The sequence below is a fragment of the Demequina aurantiaca genome (assembly GCF_000975135.1).
Taxonomy (GTDB): Bacteria; Actinomycetota; Actinomycetes; order Actinomycetales; family Demequinaceae; genus Demequina; species Demequina aurantiaca.
In genome coordinates this window covers 348,916-367,047 of sequence record NZ_BBRF01000002.1, presented here as the reverse complement: position 1 = coordinate 367,047, position 18,132 = coordinate 348,916, and the positions used below count along the sequence as shown (strand labels likewise).

Sequence of the window (18,132 nt, the reverse complement as noted above, 5' to 3'; positions counted from 1 at the left end):
TCGTGTCTCGTTCCTAGCCGCGTTGGGCGTCTTCGCGCGCACTTTGCGCTGATTCAAGGTGCCAGGGCACGGCGGCAACCACCACGCCCGGCATGTGCAAGAGCAGCGACCGCAGGCGAACCGTTGACCGGTTGTGCAGGAATCGCTCCCACCAGCGTCCCACGATGAACTCCGGTACGTACACCACGACGACGTCTCGGGGACTGTCTCGGTGAATGGAGCGGACATACTCCATGACCGGTCCCACCACGTCACGATACGGAGAGTCGAGGATGACGAGGGGCACGCCTGCCGTGAGTTTGCCCCAGGAATTCTGCAGTTCGGTCGCCGCGTTCGCCTCCACACGGACGGAGACCGCCTCGAGTGAGGAGTGACGCGCGGCCTTCGCGTACGCGAGCGTGCGCAACACCGGTCGGTTCAACTGGGTCACAAGCACGATGCCGTGGGTGGCACTCGGAAGCGCCGAGGTATGGTCCCCGGGCACGATCTTGAGGTCCGCGGCAACGTGACTGTAGTGGCTCTTAATTGCGCGCATCATGACGACCAGCACCACGATCAGCACCAACGCCACCCAGGCGCCGTTGAGGAAGTTGAAGATCGCGACCACTGCGAGCACGGTGGCTGCCACGATCGTGGCAACCCAGTGCAGGATGCGAGTGAGAGCCATGCGCGTACGCGCTTTGCCTGCCGTTTCCAACGCAAGCTTGCCATCGAAGAGGCGCACCATGGCGAGTTGGCTCAGCACGATCGAGGTAAAGACGCCGATCACGTACATGTGAATCAGTTGGTCGAGCCGAGCGTCGACGGCAATCACTAGGATCGCGGACAGCACACCGACGAGCAGCACGCTGCCACGAAACACCAGCCGGTCATTGCGGGTCGCGAGCTGTCGGGGTAGGTAGGAGTCGCGTGCCAACAGCGACGTTAGATTCGCAAAGCGCTTGAAGACCGCCGATGCGGCGGCGTACAGAATGGCGACGGCAGCAAGGGCGACGATCCACAGGACCCAGGTCGAGCCGAAGGCACGCTCGGCTGCTTGCAGCAGCACCGGCCCATCGGTCCATCCAGTCACGCGGTACGACCACACCAGCCACGAGACTCCAAAGAACGCCGCTCCGGCGGCTGCTACCGCGATCAGTAGCGTCCGGCCCGCTCGTTTGCCGCGAGGCTCCGCGTGGTAGGGCCCCGCCGAGGCGAGGTGCTCGATCCCCGTCACCATCACGGCACCGGACGCGATGGCTCCCGCGTACGCGAAGATCACCGTCATGGTGGTGGGTGCCGCGGCTTCGATGGGGGCGAGGATGGAATCTGTGTGCCGCACGATGCCGAACGTCACCACGAGCGCGATGATGGCAAGGAAGCCAAAAAACACGAGGAGCAGGATGCGAGCACGGTCCCTGATACCGCGCAGTGCCGCGAGGGTCATCAGCCCAATAGCCCCCACCGCGATGACGGTGTGCCAGTCGTTCGCCCAGGGCACGAGGTACCTCAGGAAGTGCGCAAGCGCTGCGACTGAGACGGCCACGGTGAACAGGTAGTCAATCAGTAGCGCGGAGCCGGTAATCACGCCGGCTTGCGCTCCCAGTTTGTCGCGAACCAGGCCGTAGTCCCCTAGTTCGTCGGGGCGTTGGTGAACGTTGGAGCGGTACGCAAATCCCAAGAGCAACAGAATCGCCAACACGCCGATCGCCATGGCGAGCATTGCGCTCTGCTGGCTGCCTCGTCTGAGTGCGTCCAGAACAGCATCGGGCGCGTACGCCACGGCAGAGACGATGCCGGCGCCGAACACGGGAAGTGCCAACCTCGTCCGCAGAATTATTGGGCGCGCGCGGTCAGTCGCGATGGGTCGTCCGAAGACGAGAGCCTTGAGCCTTTCCAGAAACTGTCGCACGTCGCACAATCCTAGGCGTAACGGGTATAGCGTGGGTTCTCGTGCATATAGTCATTATGGGTTGCGGCCGTACCGGGTCCTCGTTGGCGGAAGAATTTGAGGCGCGCGGGCACTCCGTCGCCATCATCGACCGCACGGGTGACGCCTTCCGCCGACTCCCCTCATCTTTCCAGGGTCAGAAGATCACCGGCATCGGATTTGACCGCGAGACGCTGGTCTCCGCAGGGGTCGAGGACGCCTACGCGTTCGCCGCGGTGTCCGACGGTGACAACTCAAACATCCTTGCGGCCCGGGTGGTGCGTGAGACATATGGCGTCGAGAACGTAGTCGCCCGGATCTCGGACTCCGGGCGTGCGGACGTGTACCGCAGGCTGGGCATCCCTACCGTTGCACCAGTGCCGTGGACGACGTCTCAGATCGTGTCCCGGTTGCTCCCGGGTGTCACGGATGCTGAATTCGTCGACCCCGCGGCAGGAGTCTCGTTGCGTCGGATGGCGCCTCACCAGAGCTGGGTTGGCCACTCGCTGACCTCCGTCGAGGAGGCCTCGGGATGTCGTGTCGCGTATGTCGTGCGGTTTGGCGAGGCGACTCTTCCCGATGTCGAGTCGCTCCTTCAAACCGGCGACGAGGTGTATTTCATCGTGCCCGATGCAGTCGCCAAGGACGCCGAACGCGTCTTGTCACGCCCCAGGACGGTGAAGGCATGAAGGTTCTCATCGCCGGCGCCGGCTCCGTTGGACGCTCGATCGCGCGTGACCTCCTCGAGCATGGCCACGAGGTGCTCCTGATGGACCACTCACCCAGCGCGATGCGAGTGGCACAGGTCGCTGAGGCCGAGTGGATGCTCGCGGACGCCTGCGAGCTGACCGCTCTTCGCGAGGCAGCGGTGGAGACCATGGACGTCGTGGTCGCCGCTACGGGTGACGACAAGGCCAACCTGGTCATCTCGTTCCTCGCCAAGACTGAGTTTGGGGTGCCTCGCACCGTTGCCCGCGTCAATAACCCGCGCAATGAGTGGATGTATGACTCCCAATGGGGTGTCGATGTCGCGGTATCAACTCCGCGCATCATGACCGCCATGGTCGAAGAGGCGGTGGCCGTGGGTGACCTGGTCAAGGTCTTCACGTTTCACCAGTCAGGCGCGTCGATTGTCGAGGTCACCCTCCCGCCGACGTCCCCAGTGGTGGGCGCGCTCGTGCGTGAGATTCAGTGGCCCGGCGAGATTGTGCTGTCGTGCATCATGCGCTCCGACCGCACCATCGCGCCGAGCCCCGAGGACACCCTCGAGGCCCGCGACGAACTGCTGTTCGTCATGTCTGCTGAGGCTGATCCCGAGCTGCTTGCGGCCGTCCTACGGACCCCACCAGGAGCCACATCACCCACAGACTGAGGGCGAAGAGTGGCACGCCCATGGCAAGTTTTGCGGTTCCCAGCGCGGCGACGTTGTCCGACATGTACAGCGGGACCTGCACCACGAGCCGCAGCAGGAACGTCGCGGCAAGAACGGCGGTCGCGAGTTGCATCCGTCGTCGAAGCGCGCGGTCCTTGCGCCACGACGTGCCCAAGCCGCGCAACAAGCCCACGGCGATCCCCACGACCGGCCAGCCAACAATCATGGTGATGAGCACAGCGGCTAGATACGCGGCATTGATCCAGAGTCCCGGCAAGAAGTACTCCCCCGCATCGCCGGAACGCCAGGCCCACACGGCGCCCAGTGCTACACCAAGGACTCCTGAGAGCGCCTGCGTGACCGGGGTGCGTTGAATAAGCCGCGCCGCAACCATGGCGACCACGACCACCACTGAGGCGATGACGGGCACCTGGAAGCCGCCCACGGTGATGTAGGCCACCACAAAGACGAGCCCGGGCAGGATCGATTCGACGAAGCCGCGCGGCCCACCGATCGCAGCAGCGAAGGAGAAGTCCTCACCTCCCAAGAGTTGGGCTCCGCGTGCGGCAGTTGCTGCCGCACCGCCGGTCTCGGAAGGCTCACTCGCTTCAGTTGGCTCACTCATGCGCTGGCCACCAGTTCGTAGCGAGGGTTGTACATGAGGGGAACGGCAGTCGCCTCGCAGATCCGGCCCTCGAGAACCACACGACGACCGGGCTCGATGCCCGCGATGGCGCGGCGGCCCTGAAAGATTGCGTCGAGGCGTCCGGACTGGTCCTCGATGCGCGCCGTCAGTTGGGGCGCGGCGTCCGAGGGCTCGACCTGAACCCACACAATGCGGCCGGCAACCCGCGCGTAGGTGCGTGGTTGGGCCTCAGAAATGGGGGAAAGCGCGGTGGGAGGCTGGGTCATGGCAGGGCCTAGGACGCAGTCGCGTCGCTGGCGGCGTCGGTCTGGTGGGAAGCGGTGGTGCCGCCCGTTGAGCCGAATCCACCCTCACCGCGGTGAGTCCCTGGCAGGCGTTCGACCTCCACGAATGCGGCGCGCTCGACGCGTTGGATCACAAGCTGTGCGATTCGATCACCCTTAGCAAAGGTCATCGACGTGGTTGCATCGGTGTTGAGGAGCGTGACTGCGATCTCGCCTCGATAGGCGGCGTCCACAGTTCCCGGGGCATTGACCACGGTGATGCCGTGCTTGGCCGCTAGCCCTGATCGCGGGTGAATCAGTGCCACGTACCCGTCGGGGAGCGCAATCTTGATGCCGGTGGGTACCGTCGCTCGCTCTCCCGGAGCGAGTGTCACGTCGATTCGGGTCGTAATGTCCGCGCCCGCGTCGCCTGGATGGGCGTACGCGGGCAACGGCACATCGGGAGATATCGTGCTGATCAGCACGTCGAGCGTCGTCATCACGTTCGCCCTTAGGCGGCGCACTCCGAGCAGATGGGCTGGTCGTTCTTAAACTCAGCAAGCTGACTGCGGTGGTGAACGAGGAAGCAAGACATGCAAGTAAATTCGTCCTGCTGCGGCGGGAGAACGCGAACGCTCAACTCCTCGCCTGACAGGTCAGCACCGGGGAGTTCGAAACCCTCGGCGGCCTCCGCCTCGTCTTCATCCACCACTCCGGAGGACTTGTCGGCACGGCGTGCCTTCAACTCCTCGATCGAGTCTGCGGAGATCTCGTCGTCCGTCTTACGTGGTGCGTCATAGTCCGTTGCCATTCGGCGGTCTTCCCTTCACGAAAAGTACTGGTGAGTACTCAATGCGCCTGCGGTTAAATTTGTTCCCCAGGCGCACGCATTGTGCCTGAAAAATCGGCGGAATGCGACTCGACGCGCGCTATCACGACCATGAGTGCTCCGCGCCGGCCTCAATTAGAGCATCTCGGAGAGCCTCCCACGCACCAGGTACGGCCGCGATGACTAGACGCTCGTCAGCGGGCCCGCCGTCGATTCCCGCCACCGTCAGGCCCGCCTCAGTCGCAATCAACGCGCCGGCAGCAAAATCCCATGCGTTGAGTCCATGCTCGTAATAGGCGTCGACGTGACCGGCAGCCGCGAGGCACAAATCCACCGATGCCGCGCCGAGGCGACGGATGTCTCGCACCTGGGCCAGCATCCGGGTCGCGATCTCCCCTTGCCGTACGCGACGCTCTGCCACGTACTGAAACCCCGTCGCGAGTAGCGTTCCCGCCACATCCGGTCCCGTGGTGCGCGCCAAACGCACGTCGTCCCGGGTCGCTCCCTTCGTGCGGCCCGCAGACCACAGCACCCCAGAACCGTCGTACACGGCTCCCACCAGCGCGGTCCACTCGCTCGCTCGTGGGGGTCCAGCGACTGCGGCGACTGACACGCCGTAGTGCGGCAATCCGTAGAGGTAGTTCACGGTGCCATCGATCGGATCAAGTACCCAGGTCACACCCGAGGTGCCCACGACGTCCTCCCCCTCCTCTCCCAGAATCCCATCATGAGGGCGCAGTTGAGCGATGCGGGATCTGAGGTGGCGCTCGGCTGCGAGGTCGTTCTGGGTCACCACATCCTCTGCGCTGGACTTGGTGGCAGAAACCTTGGCTTCACGCAGAGATGCAACCACCTGCTCACCAGTCTCACGCGCCAGGGTTCGAGCGATGTCGAGGAGCACATCAATGTCGTAGGCGGGGGTCTCGGTCATGGCACCCATGGTGCCCCATCAAGCGTGCGAGGGCGGATTGGGCACAGAGCCGCCCGTTCTCAGGTGGTGCTTCAGCGTGGCGTGACGCGCGATACGCCGCAAGGCGTGGCACGCTGGGCACATGACACGCTTGTCTTTGGTGGGCCCAGCCGATGATGGTGAAAACCTCATCGTTACTTCCGAATCCGGGGAACGGTATACGTTGCCGATCTCGGACGAACTTCGTCGCGCCATTCGGCACGCGAGGGCAACTACCCCGGTGAGCACTGCGCCCGCCCCAGCATCCTCTGGACTCAGTCCCAAGGAGATCCAACAGCGTATCCGTGCGGGATTGAACGCCGCCGAGCTCGCGGAGATCACCGGAGAGGACGTGCGCTCGTTCGAGAAGTACGAAGTCCCGGTCATCGCAGAACGCTCCTACATCGCGGACCTCGCCCGCGGCACGCGAATTGGTCGCGACGTGGGCTCCCCTGTCCTGGGCGACCTCGTCGCGGACAGGCTGGCATCCCGAGGCGTCGACACAGAGAGCATCGTGTGGGACGCATGGCGTGAGGTCGACGAGCCGTGGCAAGTTGCGGCAGACTACGTCGCCGGTGGACGTAGCGTTCGCGCCCGGTGGACCTTTGACCACAGTGCTCGGGCAGTCACCGCCGAGGACGACGAGGCCCGCTGGCTCACCGAGACCGAACTCCTTGACGTTCCCATCCCCAAGCGACACCTGAGTGCCGTTCGGGGCGAGGAGGCCGAGGCAGGACCGCTCAACGAGACGCGTCCTCCAGCGGTGACCGCGTTGCCCGATCAAACTCAGGGCGGCTTCCACCTCGACAACGACGACTTTGACGACGACGCCCCTGTCCCCGCCGCGGGGGGTGAGGCCGAGCGCGATTTCACGGTCAACCCCACAGAGGCGTTGCTCGAAGACCTGCAGGGCAAGCGCGGCACTCGTGAGAGTGTCGACGAGGACGACGTGGACGAGTACGACGAAGACGGCGGATTCGAGGGCTTTGGCCCGGCGGCCAAGGCTCGTAGCGCCGACGTGGGATTCAGTTCCGCCGGCCAGACGATGCCGCACCCGGCCGGATCCGCGCGTCGCGATGACGCTTCGGCTCAGGTGGGCAAGACGCCCGCAGTCGAGCGCAACGTGAACCCTGAGACGGGCGAGAAGCGTCCCTCTAAGAAGGGTCGCGCGTCAGTTCCCAGTTGGGACGAGATCGTCTTTGGCGCCAAGAACGAAGAGCCGCCGCGCGACTAGTCTCCGGACGCAGTGAGTAGGGGAACCTGCAGTTCCTCGGGGGTGAGTGAGCCGTGCACACCAATCAGCGCCATCGATCGCTCCGACTGCGTGCGGGAGTCGACCACGGTCGCCCGTCCTGACATGGCGACGACAACGTCGCCGATGCGGCCCGAGACCTCCGGCAGGATCGGCCCAAAGAGCCCCCCAGCATCGGCGTCCTCCTTGGTGACGACTGCGGCGTGTTTGCCCAAGATGTTGCGCCAGCGCTCCACCACGCCTGCGGCGTCCGCGCCCTCGTTGAGGTGAAGGTGTAAGGCGCGCGGCTCCCCCGCCGTGAGTCGGACGCCCTCCAGCAGGCCCGCGTGTTCGCCGGCATCCCAACGAGGCGCGTCCGTGACGTCGACCATGCCATGATCTGCCGTGACGACCATGGCTGCCCCCCGCGGAAGTTGAGAGGCTAAACGGCGCAGCTCACGGTCGGCGTCTTCGAGCGCCGCCACCCACTGCTCACTCTCCCAGCCGTAACGGTGCCCCGCGGCATCGATCTCTCCCCAGTAGCAGTACGACACTCCGGACTGGCGGGCGGCGCCCAGTGCGACGTCAATTCGCTCCGCGAGACTCTCGGCCCCCACAAACTGACCGCCGCGCAACACGGCCTGCGTCAGACCTGACCCGGCGAAGCGGCGCTTTCCAAGGGTCGTGATGGTGAAACCGTCTGCCGCGGCCCGCTCGAGAAGGGACGGCTGTCGCTGCCACTCTTCCGGCGCATCGGCGTTCTCCCATGAGATGAGGTTGGCGACCTTGCCCGTGTCAGGATTCATCGCGGTGTAACCCGTCATCCCGGTTCGACCCGAAGGCTGCCCGGTACCGAACATCGCCAACGAGGCCGCGGTCGTGGTTGGGTACCCGGCGGTCACGATGCCGGACTCGATCGACCGCAGAAAGGGTGCGTGTCCGCGACGCGCGTCGAGCTGGAGGTGTCCCAGCCCGTCGAGTAACACCACCACGACGTGACGAGCGCGAGGGAGACCTAGCCGTTGCCGGTCGGATTCGGCGTTGCGCCCCTTGACGACATGACCGGCGCCCACCGACGCGAGTGCCGCGGGGAGCACCGCCCCCAGGTCCTTGCGCCCGTAATTGGGAAGGCTGAGCCCGGCAGCACCGAGGTGCTGGGCGAGCGTCACGCAGGGGCCCCGATGGCCTGCTGAAGGGTCGCGGCGAACCTCTCAAGGGCGTGAACTGAGTCGATACCATCGGCGATTGCGCTGACGCGCACCAACGTGTCGTCACCCGTAATACCGCCGGTGTAGCCGTGATCGGCATCGCAGTTCTCGTCGCCACATGTTGCTGGCTCGAGCTCAATACGTGAGTGAATGCCCCAGCCCACCGCGAGGACGAGTTCCGATGGACCATCTCCCTCGCGAAAGTTCTCCGGGTGGTGCACCACATGGGTCATTGCCATGTTCGAGATTCGAGTGAGGAAGGCCGTCTCGACGGTCGCCGATGCCTCGTGGGCGCCCTCGCCCGAGTGCCCAGCGCCATCGTCCATGTGTACTCGAAGTAGCCGTGTGTCGGTGATGACCAGGACCGTCATGTGGCGGCGCACTTCGCGGTCGTCGAACGTCGTCTCGGCGTGCACAAAGTGCGCGCGTACGGATTCGGCACCGATGGCGCCCTTGAGGACGGACGATGCGAGGGCCGGGTAATACCCGGCGACGGCAACTGCTTGGTCAAGCGTCTGAGACATGCCACTAGTGTTCCACCTTCCGACTCGCCGTGGGAACTTCACCGCTGTGACGGGCGCACGCCGCGTGGCTGCACCATGACCCTGCCCGGTCGCGAGACAATACGTGCAGTTCACTAGACCCACGCTGTTCCTGAGGAGTGAGATGACCGACGTGTCGGACTCGCAGATCGTCGATATAGATGTCAGTGCCGAGATGGAGGCTTCGTTCCTGGAGTACGCCTACTCGGTGATTTACTCGCGCGCTCTTCCCGATGCGCGAGATGGCCTCAAGCCCGTACAGCGGCGCATTGTCTACATGATGCAGGACATGGGTCTGCGCCCGGAGCGCAGCTATGTGAAGTCCGCCCGCGTGGTCGGCGAGGTCATGGGGAAGCTTCACCCTCACGGCGACTCAGCCATCTACGACGCACTGGTGCGCATGGCCCAGAACTTCTCCTTGCGCTTGCCGCTGGTGGACGGCCACGGAAACTTCGGCTCGCTCGACGACGGCCCCGCGGCCGCTCGTTACACCGAGGCACGACTGGCCAAGGCGTCGATGGCGCTCACCGCTGATCTTGGCGAGGACGTCGTCGACTTTGTCCCCAACTACGACAACAAGCTGCAGCAGCCAGAAGTGCTGCCTGCCGCCATTCCCAATCTGCTCGTCAACGGGGCATCGGGAATCGCCGTGGGAATGGCGACCAATATGGCGCCACACAACCTCATCGAGGTCATCGCTGCCGCGCGCCATCTCCTCTCCAACCCCAAGGCCGACCTCGACGAGCTGATGCGCTTTGTGCCCGGTCCGGATCTTCCCTCCGGCGGCAAGATCGTGGGCCTCGATGGCGTACGTCAGGCCTACGAGACCGGTAAGGGGGCGTTCAAGACTCGTGCCACGACGCGGATCGAAAAGGTCACCCCTAAACGTCAGGGAATCGTCGTCACCGAGCTGCCATACCTGGTAGGCCCTGAGAAGGTCATTGAGAAGATCAAGGACGGTGTCTCCAACAAGAAGCTGGACGGCATCAGCGCCGTGACCGACCTCACCGACCGCCACCATGGCCTGCGTCTGGTGATCGAGATCAAGAATGGCTTCAACCCCGAGGCCGTGCTGGAGAAGCTGTACCGATACACCCCACTTGAGGAGTCCTTCTCCATCAACAACGTGGCACTCGTTGACGGCGAGCCGCGCACCATGGGCCTTAAGGAGATGCTGGCCGTGTGGGTGGGGCACCGCATCAACGTGGTGACACGCCGCTCCAAGCACCGCCTCCAGGCACGTCTCGACCGCTTGCACCTGGTCGACGGCCTGTTGATCGCAATTCTTGACATCGACGACGTTATTCAGATCATTCGGTCCTCGGAGGAGGTGGCCGAGGCGCGCTCGCGCCTGATGACGGCCTTTGACTTGTCGGAGATTCAGGCCGAGTACATCCTCGAACTGCGGCTGCGCCGCCTGACCAAGTTCTCCAAGCTCGAACTGGAAGAGGAGAAGGCCAAACTGCTTGCGGAGATCGCCGAGCTCGAGGAGATCCTGTCCTCCCCCACCACCCTGCGATCCGTCGTCGGCACCGAGATGGATGCCGCCGCTGCCGAGTACGGCACGCCTCGCCGCACCATCTTGCTGGCCGATGCTGGTGCACCTGCGTCACTCGGTGCCGTCGGCACGGGAACCTCGTCTCGCAGCGCCGCTATCCCGATGGAGATCGAGGACACCGCGTGCTTTGCGTTGCTCTCGGTCACGGGCCTCGTGGCGCGCACTGCCGACGACTCCCCTGTCCCCACCGAGGGACGCAGAAGTTCGCACGACGTCATCAGGGCCATGATCCCCGCCTCGGCACGCGCGGACGTGGGCGTCGTGACGACACTAGGGCGCATCGTCCGCCTGTCTTTGCTCGACGTGCCAGCGCTCGCTCCATCGTCCGAGCCGCCTTCGCTGGGCGGCGGCGTGCCGCTCACGGAACTGGTGACATTGGAGCGCGGCGAGGAGCCGCTATCCATCGTTCCGCTGACCGGCGAGCGACCACTCACGCTGGGTACGGCTCAGGGTGTCGTCAAGCGCGTCGCCCCAGGTGACGCACCCAACAAGGACGCGTGGGAGGTCATCTCGCTGAAGGATGGGGATGCGGTGGTCGGCGCTGTACTCGCTGCCGATGACGACTCGCTGGTGTTCGTGACCGATGACGCCCAACTTCTTCACTTCGCCGCCTCGCTCGTGCGCCCTCAGGGGCGTGCCGGTGGTGGTGTGGCTGGCATCAAGTTGAGCGCGGGCGCCAAGGTCACCTACTTTGGCGTCGTCGCAGCCGATGCTGCCCAGGGTGACGATCCCACAGCGCCAGTGGTGGTCACGATCGCTGGCCCGTCGACCGCCCTTCCTGGGACCACCCCCGGTAGCGCCAAGGTCACCCCGTTCGCCGAGTACCCCTCCAAGGGACGGGCGACTGGTGGGGTGCGCGCGCATCGGTTTGTTCGTGGAGAGGATGCACTGATGTCAGCCTGGGTCGGGACCGGCCCCGCCCGCGCAAGTTCCGGCGCCGGTCAGTCAATCGACCTCCCCGAGGAGTTTGGACGACGCGACGGGTCCGGCACCCGGATCAGCGCGCCCGTTCATGGGATCGGCTAGCGTCCAACCACTCGCCCCTCCTTCCGTAGTGCAACCTCAGGGTCGTCAAGGGGCGTTTGAGCGACCGTCACGTTGCACTGCGGCTGGCGAGGACTGGCTTGGCGTCACCCTGGCGAAGCAGTCAGCTGCGCAATACGAGTGGACACCACGGACTCCCACTTGCGGGCGCGGCGTCGTGCTTCCATGACGACCCAGGCCGCCATGCCGAACAATGCAAAGAAGATGATCGCGACTCCGGTCCAGCCTAGGACCAGCGCGATCGCCGCAATGGCGGGGGCAAACATGATCGCGCCTGCGGTCGCCGCGTATGACCGCAGGTATCCGTGCAGCAGGCCAAGTGCCAACACGTCAGTCGACGCCATGATCGCCTTCGCGTCGTCGAGCGTCATTTCCTTGGGCCCACCCGCACTCTTGCCCACGTCAGGAAGGCTGGGGTCTACTTCGCGGTATCGATGTGATGCCATGATTGCTCCGTTTGTGTAAAGGCCCATTCTCGGTCCGTGAGTAATTTAGCGACAACCAGCCCCACCATGATGGACAGCACCACCAGAACCACGAGTAGCACCCCGGCGACGGCCGTGCCATAGTCACCGCGGTTGAGGCTCACTACCGCCTCATGGGCTGTCACCCCGGGCACCATCACGAGCACGGCCGGCACTGACAAGGTGATTACGGGGAAGCGACCGCCACGGGCCGCCCACGCGGCGAGCACGCCCACCAGCACGCACGCCGCCGCCGTTGCGGTCTGGATGGCGACGCCCTGATCCATCGCAAAGAGACGACCGGTATTGGCGATGGCACCAATGGCGGCAGCGGAGAGCGCGAGCCGCCAGGCGCTATTGAACATCAACGCGAAGCCCAGCACACCAACCGCGGTGCCACCCGCCCACAGTGCAATATCTGCTGCGACAGGAAGGTTCGCCTCGGGCCGTTCGCTGATCTCCAGGGTGCCGAAAAGCGACACCGCCCACACGCTCACCGTCGCGCCGAGCGTGATCATGGTTCCGAAGGCGATGCGCGATATCCCGGCAGTGATATCCATTTTTGCCATGTCGAGAGCTCCAGTGATGAGAGCGAACCCAGGCAAAAGGAAGAGCACCGCGGATATATAGCCCGCGGCGTGGGTGCTCACCTGGACTCCTGTGACATTGAGCAGGGCCATGCTGGACATATAGACGCCGGTCGCCACCGCAGCGGCCGCCATGGTGACTCCGAAGATATTGAAGTGACGCATCATGAGGAGGCGCCGCACATACTGACCTAGCCCTGCAGCCAAAAACACCGCGACGATCTCGAGTAGCCTCGCATGGTTCAGGAGTGCAAACCCGCCGCACGCCGCACCGGCGAACGCCGCGTTCGCTATCACCGGGTAGCGCGCACCTCGGGCCTCGATATTGTCGAGAGTCTTGTGGACTTCCGCGGCTGTGGTGTGTTCCGGCATAGTGCGCCGCATCCGGTCGAGTGCGACGATTCTGTCGGTGTTGACCGAGAACACACTATTGGTCACGAGTTCAGTGCGGAAGATCCGCCCGCGTCGCGAGGTCGCGGTGATGTCAGTCAGCGACACTTGGGCGTGGTGAGCGTCGACGCCGAGTGATTGTGCGACGGCCTGCATCGCCTGTGCCACCCGGTAGCTGGCGGTTCCCGCGGCGAGCATGAGCCGGCCCGTGCGCATGATGGCCCCCGACTGCTCGATGAGTTCGACGGGCTCCATGGCTTCTTCGTCGGCGCTCACCGGCCGCACCATTTCCTTGATGGGGACGTCGTCTGGTTCGCTCACCCCTCCATTGTGGCGCACCATCCGGCTGCACCGTCGCTATTCCATCTGCGCAAACACAATGACGTTGTCATAGAAGTGGCCGGTGGAGGTGTCGACGTCCCCGCCACACGTAATGAGGCGGAGCTCAGGTGTGGCGGTGTTCCCATAAACCGCGAGAGTCGGGAACTCATCCTTGGGATGCTGCTCCACCCGAGTCACTCGAAAGTTCACGTTCGATCCATCCTCCTGAGCCACGGTGATCTTGTCGCCACGCTCGATCTCGCTCAGGCGAAAGAACACTGACTCTCCCCCGCCGTAACTCACATGCCCCGCAATTACCGCCGGTCCCACGGCGCCCGGCTTAGGCCCGCCGTCGTACCATCCCGCCAAATCGGTGTCGACTGGGGTCGCCAGCGTGCCATCGTCCATCAGTCCCAATGATTCGAGATTAGTGGAGATCCCCACGGAATTCACCGTCAACGTTGCTGGTGCCGCCTGCGGCGGGCGTGTCATCGCTGGCTCGACCCGGCCCGTGAGATCAATGGGAACGGGTGTCGCCGATGCTGATGGCCGCGGCGCGGGCGAGTTCAGCTGCGATGGGGTCGATGTGGGGGCCGGGGACGACGTTGCCGCGGGGCTTTGGCTCTGCGCGTCCTGTGCCAGCGGCTCGGGCACGACGGGCCGGGTCGCGGCCCAGGCAAGTGCCGCGAAGATCAGGGCCACTGCGACGAGTGCGCCCACCATCCAGGCTTGGCGTCCGCCTGGTAGGCGGCCACGATTGGACTGAGCTTCCGAGTAAGACATGTGAACTCCCTGGGGTTCGAGGCGACGGAACTGCGGAGGGGCCGAACCGATGCCTCGGCCCGGCCCCTCCTCAGTACTTCGCCGTTACTTGGTTGCTGTGCGGCGGCGGTTGGTCATCACCACTCCACCGGCAGCAGCCAGCGCGGCGAGGGCCACCGATCCGTAGATCACGGCCGTCGAGGTGTCGCCCATGGCGTCACCGGTTGCCACTCCACCGGCGGGCATTGCTTCGGTCTGTGCGTCACCGAGTGCGCCACACGCGGCGGGGATGGTCGCCTCTAGCGGGAGGTCCTCAGACAGCGAGCTCTTGACGTCACCGTCGTAGGTGCCCGAACCATCGAGGTCGATACCGTGATCCACAATGTGAAGGTTGGCCATCTGGTCTGCGACATCCTGCGTCACCGTGAAGGTGCGGCTGTATTCCAGGTTGCCATCAGCATCGGCCGTGGGAAAACGGTCCACCGCAAGTGCTGAGTCGGGCGAGGTGTCGCCCTCGGTCGTCAGTGCGATGAGCACCCCACCGTAGAGCGGCGCTGCCTCGAGAGTGCTGAGCAGTCCGTCGCCGTCCTTGTCGAGTTCCTCGACGTCCGCGTCAGTGGGGCACACGAAGTCCTTACCTGACACGTCACCGTGAAGGTGCTGTGCGTGGGGAGCGTTGGGGGTAAAGCCCGTGCCTGAAATGTTGACGGACACTTCCGTGCCGTCGACCTTGACCTGCGCGGTTCCGGAGGCGCCCGAGCCGTTGAGCTCGGACATGCTGCCATCGTATGTTCCGTCAGCTGCCATCGCCATCGATGCCGGGCCTGCGACAAGCAGGCCGGTTGCGGCGAGGAGCATTGAGGTGCGGAGAATCTTCATGATTGCCTTTCCGTTGCACTACTGGTGGATGACCGTTGTCGGTCCTGCCACGGAACTGCTTCCCCGCGAATGCGATCTGCATTCACCGTGAAGCGGTTCCACCAGGGGTTCGCCCGGAAGAGGCGTTCGGATTGGTCGAGCTGATGGCTACATGTCGATGCGGTTGGTATCCAGATTCGCAGCACCGGCGACAATGAAGTCCTTACGAGGCGCGACGTCGTTACCCATCAACAACTCGAACACGCGCTCCGCACCCTCGGCGTCATGCGCCGTGATCTTGCGCAACATGCGGTGCTGGGGGTCCATCGTGGTCTCAGCCAGCTGGTCCGCATCCATCTCACCGAGACCCTTATAGCGCTGGATATCTTCCTTGTACTTGCGGCCCTTGCGACGCAGGTCGCTCAACGTCTCAACAAGTTCCTTCTCCGAGTACGTGTAGATGTATTCCTTCTCGCGACGCGGGCTACCCATCACCTCGATACGGTGCAGCGGGGGCACAGCGGCGTACACGCGACCCGCATCCACCATGGGGCGCATGTAGCGGAAGAAAAGAGTTAACAGCAACGTGCGAATATGCGCACCGTCCACGTCGGCGTCAGTCATCAAAATGATCTTGCCGTAGCGCGCCGCGGGGATATCGAACGTACGTCCCGAACCGGCGCCGATCACCTGGATGATCGACGCGCACTCCGCGTTGTGGAGCATGTCCGTCACTGAGGCCTTCTGGACATTGAGGATCTTGCCCCTGATGGGCAGTAGCGCCTGGAAGTCGGACTGGCGAGCGAGCTTGGCCGTGCCGAGAGCGGAGTCACCCTCCACGATGAACAGCTCGCTGGTCTCCACGTCATTGCTGCGGCAGTCCGCAAGTTTGGAGGGCAGCGACGAGGTCTCGAGCGCGTTCTTGCGTCGCGAAATCTCCTTCTGCTTGCGCGCTGCGACGCGGGCACGCATCTCGGAGATGATCTTTTCCATCACGTTGGTCGACTGCGTCTTGAGGTCGCGCTTGGGAGATGTGAGCAGCGCGTGTAGCTCCTTTTCCACGACCTTGGCAACGATGCCGCGCACCGGTCCCGTCCCTAGGACCTCCTTGGTCTGTCCCTCGAACTGTGGCTCCGCGATCCGGACCGTCACCACCGCCGTTAAGCCGGCCATGATGTCGTCCTTCTCAATCTTCTCCGCGCCGTCCTTGCCGGTCAGCTTGAGGCGGCGCGCGTTGGTCGAGATGGCGGAGCGAAGCACCTTGGTGAGTCCGGCATCGAAGCCAGCCTGGTGCGTACCGCCCTTGGGCGTGGCGATGATGTTGACGAAGGACCGCACCTCGGTCTCATATCCGTTGCCCCACCGTAGGGCCACGTCCACGTGGCAGTCGCGCTGCACCTCTTCGGAGATCAATTGACCGTTGGGCTTGAGAACCGGCACGGTCTCGACGTAGGAACCGCTTCCGGTGAGTTCCCACGTGTCGGTGACGGGGGCATCGTGCGCAATGAAGTCGACGAAGTCGCGCGGGCCTCCCTCGTAACGAAAGCTCTCCTCAATGGGCTCGAGGGGGTCGCGCTGGTCGCGAACGCTGAGCGTGAGTCCGGGGACCAGGAATGCCGTCTGGCGTGCCCGCACAATGAGGTCCTCGTACGTGAAACTCGCGGACTTATTGAAGATCTGACGGTCGGACCAGTAGCGAATACGCGTGCCAGTCTTGGCCTTGGCGACCTTGCCCGTGGTCTGCAACTCAGAGCCCGTGATAAACGGTTCGAAGTCGGCATCGGGCGTCGGACCGCTGGCAGGATCCTGGAAGTAACCCGGCTCACCGCGGCGGAAGCCCATGTGGTGGGTCTTGCCGCCACGATCCACCCATACGTCGAGGCGCTCGCTAAGAGCGTTGACCACCGAGGCACCCACTCCGTGCAGACCACCGGACGCGGCGTACGAGCCGCCTCCAAACTTTCCGCCCGCGTGCAGCTTGGTCATGACGACCTCGAGGCCGGTCAGTCCGGTTTTGGGCTCGATGTCGACCGGGATGCCGCGCCCGTTATCGCGCACCTCCACGGAATCATCGGGGTGAAGGATGATCTCGATCTCATTGCCGAAGCCGCCGAGCGCTTCATCGACCGAGTTGTCGATGATCTCCCACAGGCAATGCATGAGCCCACGCGAGTCGGTGGTGCCGATGTACATGCCGGGACGCTTGCGGACCGCCTCGAGTCCCTCGAGAACGGAAAGATGACGCGCTGAGTAATCTGATTGAGCCACGGGCTACAGCGTAGTTTGTGCGGACGACATCGCCTTCATGCCGCGCCGCACTCCGACGCGGTGAAATGCTATTGCGGACCTTTGCGCTTACGCAGCTGCGTCATCGCGACGTTGTCGTCCTTGACGAAGAACCCAAGGTCCTCGTACATGCGGCGGCCCTGCGGGCTGGCATGCAACTCGACCACTTCGATGCCACGCTTGTCGGTCTCCTCAAGCAGCGCGTCCATCACGGCGCGCGCATATCCCTTGTACTGGTGCTGCGCGGACGTGGAGACCCACTGCACGTAGCCCATGTGGTGTGCGAGCATGCCGGGCCGAGGCAGGCGTGGCGCGACGTTGACCAGCCCACAGCACGCCAGGCCGCCTTCCGGCGCATCAATCACCATGCCAATGAGATCGTCGCCGATGCGTTCGGCCACGAGTTTGGTCGAGTCGACGGCCCACATGGGAGTGGGCGCGGCGCCTACAGCCTTGTACATCAGCGCCCCGAGGTGAACGATCTCCGCAGCGTCGCTCGGCGTCGCGGCACGGACAAGCGTCATGCTAGTGCCACACCACCGCGACAACGATGTTCGCGACGGTCAGTCCGCCAACCAGCCACCAGGCGGTGCTGACGGAGCCAGACTTCTTGTTGTTGGCCTCGCAAATCGCGACGATTGCGAGCGCGATGAGCAGCTTCACCGCGATCTTGACGTGGTCGGGTTCGTTGTCGCTCGCGTAGGCCACGCCGACGAGTCCGAGTCCGGTCACGAGCTGCGCGCGGGCACCCCAGACCATCGTCTTGGTGATGCTCTTGGCCTTCGCCGTCCACTGTCCGAGGAACGGGCCGAGGATCGCGGCCAGGCCGATGAAGTGCAGAATCAGGAGGATGTAGCGCAGGGCGTCCATGGAGCTCTTTCCTTAAAAGTCGTTGGCCACGATGTTATCGCGG

The 18,132-nt window shown here is 64.3% G+C and carries 19 protein-coding genes; 4 read left to right on the top strand and 15 right to left on the bottom strand.

What is annotated here, in order from left to right; translation table 11 throughout:
* Positions 1-13: 13 nt before the first annotated feature.
* Positions 14-1,891 carry an APC family permease gene (locus AOP73_RS10160; RefSeq protein WP_152650635.1) on the bottom strand — a complete coding sequence of 626 codons (1,878 nt, stop codon included), beginning with the start codon at positions 1,889-1,891 and terminating at the stop codon, positions 14-16.
* Between the two features lie 41 nt (positions 1,892-1,932).
* Here AOP73_RS10160 and AOP73_RS10155 point away from each other — a divergent pair, with 41 nt between their 5' ends.
* Positions 1,933-2,598, top strand: coding sequence for a potassium channel family protein (locus tag AOP73_RS10155; protein WP_152650634.1), 666 nt, complete (start codon positions 1,933-1,935; stop codon positions 2,596-2,598).
* Entirely contained in the window at positions 2,595-3,281 is a 687-nt protein-coding gene (locus AOP73_RS10150) for a potassium channel family protein (protein ID WP_061965581.1), read from the top strand. Before AOP73_RS10155 ends, AOP73_RS10150 begins: the two co-directional genes overlap by 4 nt.
* On the opposite strand, the gene AOP73_RS10145 is transcribed toward AOP73_RS10150, so the two are convergent.
* From AOP73_RS10145 to AOP73_RS10125, 5 genes are all read right to left on the bottom strand, one after another.
* Positions 3,202-3,906: a DUF3159 domain-containing protein gene (locus AOP73_RS10145; RefSeq protein ID WP_061965579.1), complete on the bottom strand. Its 705-nt coding sequence runs from the start codon at positions 3,904-3,906 to the stop codon at positions 3,202-3,204. The two genes, AOP73_RS10150 and AOP73_RS10145, sit on opposite strands and share 80 nt — an antisense overlap.
* Entirely contained in the window at positions 3,903-4,193 is a 291-nt protein-coding gene (locus AOP73_RS10140) for an OB-fold nucleic acid binding domain-containing protein (RefSeq protein ID WP_061965577.1), read from the bottom strand. The genes AOP73_RS10145 and AOP73_RS10140 overlap by 4 nt, the downstream gene beginning before the upstream one ends.
* Positions 4,194-4,201: 8 nt before the next feature.
* Complete coding sequence (dut, locus tag AOP73_RS10135) at positions 4,202-4,690, bottom strand: dUTP diphosphatase (protein WP_061965575.1); 489 nt, start codon at positions 4,688-4,690, stop codon at positions 4,202-4,204.
* Between the two features lie 11 nt (positions 4,691-4,701).
* The gene (locus AOP73_RS10130) at positions 4,702-5,001 is read right to left on the bottom strand and encodes a DUF4193 domain-containing protein (protein ID WP_061965573.1); all 300 of its coding nucleotides are present in this window, start codon (positions 4,999-5,001) and stop codon (positions 4,702-4,704) included.
* A 121-nt stretch (positions 5,002-5,122) separates the two neighbouring features.
* Positions 5,123-5,950, bottom strand: coding sequence for an inositol monophosphatase family protein (locus tag AOP73_RS10125; protein WP_084626811.1), 828 nt, complete (start codon positions 5,948-5,950; stop codon positions 5,123-5,125).
* Positions 5,951-6,071: 121 nt separating this feature from the next.
* Between AOP73_RS10125 and sepH the strand changes: the two genes are divergently transcribed.
* A complete protein-coding gene (gene sepH, locus AOP73_RS10120; protein ID WP_084626792.1) occupies positions 6,072-7,202 on the top strand; it encodes a septation protein SepH in 1,131 nt (376 codons plus the stop codon).
* Here the strand turns inward: sepH and AOP73_RS10115 are convergent.
* Both AOP73_RS10115 and AOP73_RS10110 read right to left on the bottom strand, forming a co-directional pair.
* Positions 7,199-8,368 (bottom strand): alkaline phosphatase family protein, encoded by a 1,170-nt coding sequence (locus AOP73_RS10115; protein WP_061965567.1) that lies wholly within the window; start codon positions 8,366-8,368, stop codon positions 7,199-7,201. The two genes, sepH and AOP73_RS10115, sit on opposite strands and share 4 nt — an antisense overlap.
* Entirely contained in the window at positions 8,365-8,931 is a 567-nt protein-coding gene (locus AOP73_RS10110; protein ID WP_061965565.1) for a DUF5998 family protein, read from the bottom strand. Before AOP73_RS10110 ends, AOP73_RS10115 begins: the two co-directional genes overlap by 4 nt.
* A gap of 142 nt (positions 8,932-9,073) precedes the next feature.
* Between AOP73_RS10110 and AOP73_RS10105 the strand changes: the two genes are divergently transcribed.
* Positions 9,074-11,533: a DNA gyrase/topoisomerase IV subunit A gene (locus tag AOP73_RS10105; protein ID WP_061965563.1), complete on the top strand. Its 2,460-nt coding sequence runs from the start codon at positions 9,074-9,076 to the stop codon at positions 11,531-11,533.
* Between the two features lie 104 nt (positions 11,534-11,637).
* On the opposite strand, the gene AOP73_RS10100 is transcribed toward AOP73_RS10105, so the two are convergent.
* The 7 genes from AOP73_RS10100 to AOP73_RS10070 all read right to left on the bottom strand — a co-directional run bounded on the left by AOP73_RS10100 (position 11,638) and on the right by AOP73_RS10070 (position 18,089).
* Positions 11,638-11,997 (bottom strand): hypothetical protein, encoded by a 360-nt coding sequence (locus AOP73_RS10100; protein WP_152650633.1) that lies wholly within the window; start codon positions 11,995-11,997, stop codon positions 11,638-11,640.
* Positions 11,970-13,313 carry a threonine/serine exporter family protein gene (locus AOP73_RS10095; protein WP_160295469.1) on the bottom strand — a complete coding sequence of 448 codons (1,344 nt, stop codon included), beginning with the start codon at positions 13,311-13,313 and terminating at the stop codon, positions 11,970-11,972. The genes AOP73_RS10100 and AOP73_RS10095 overlap by 28 nt, the downstream gene beginning before the upstream one ends.
* Positions 13,314-13,349: 36 nt before the next feature.
* Positions 13,350-14,096 (bottom strand): class F sortase, encoded by a 747-nt coding sequence (locus tag AOP73_RS10090; RefSeq protein WP_084626791.1) that lies wholly within the window; start codon positions 14,094-14,096, stop codon positions 13,350-13,352.
* 84 nt (positions 14,097-14,180) lie between these two features.
* The gene (locus tag AOP73_RS10085; RefSeq protein ID WP_152650632.1) at positions 14,181-14,954 is read right to left on the bottom strand and encodes a hypothetical protein; all 774 of its coding nucleotides are present in this window, start codon (positions 14,952-14,954) and stop codon (positions 14,181-14,183) included.
* 147 nt (positions 14,955-15,101) lie between these two features.
* Positions 15,102-17,201: a DNA gyrase/topoisomerase IV subunit B gene (locus AOP73_RS10080; protein ID WP_061965555.1), complete on the bottom strand. Its 2,100-nt coding sequence runs from the start codon at positions 17,199-17,201 to the stop codon at positions 15,102-15,104.
* A gap of 68 nt (positions 17,202-17,269) precedes the next feature.
* Entirely contained in the window at positions 17,270-17,743 is a 474-nt protein-coding gene (locus AOP73_RS10075) for a GNAT family N-acetyltransferase (RefSeq protein ID WP_061965553.1), read from the bottom strand.
* Between the two features lies 1 nt (position 17,744).
* Complete coding sequence (locus AOP73_RS10070; RefSeq protein WP_061965551.1) at positions 17,745-18,089, bottom strand: hypothetical protein; 345 nt, start codon at positions 18,087-18,089, stop codon at positions 17,745-17,747.
* Between the last annotated feature and the right edge of the window lie 43 nt (positions 18,090-18,132).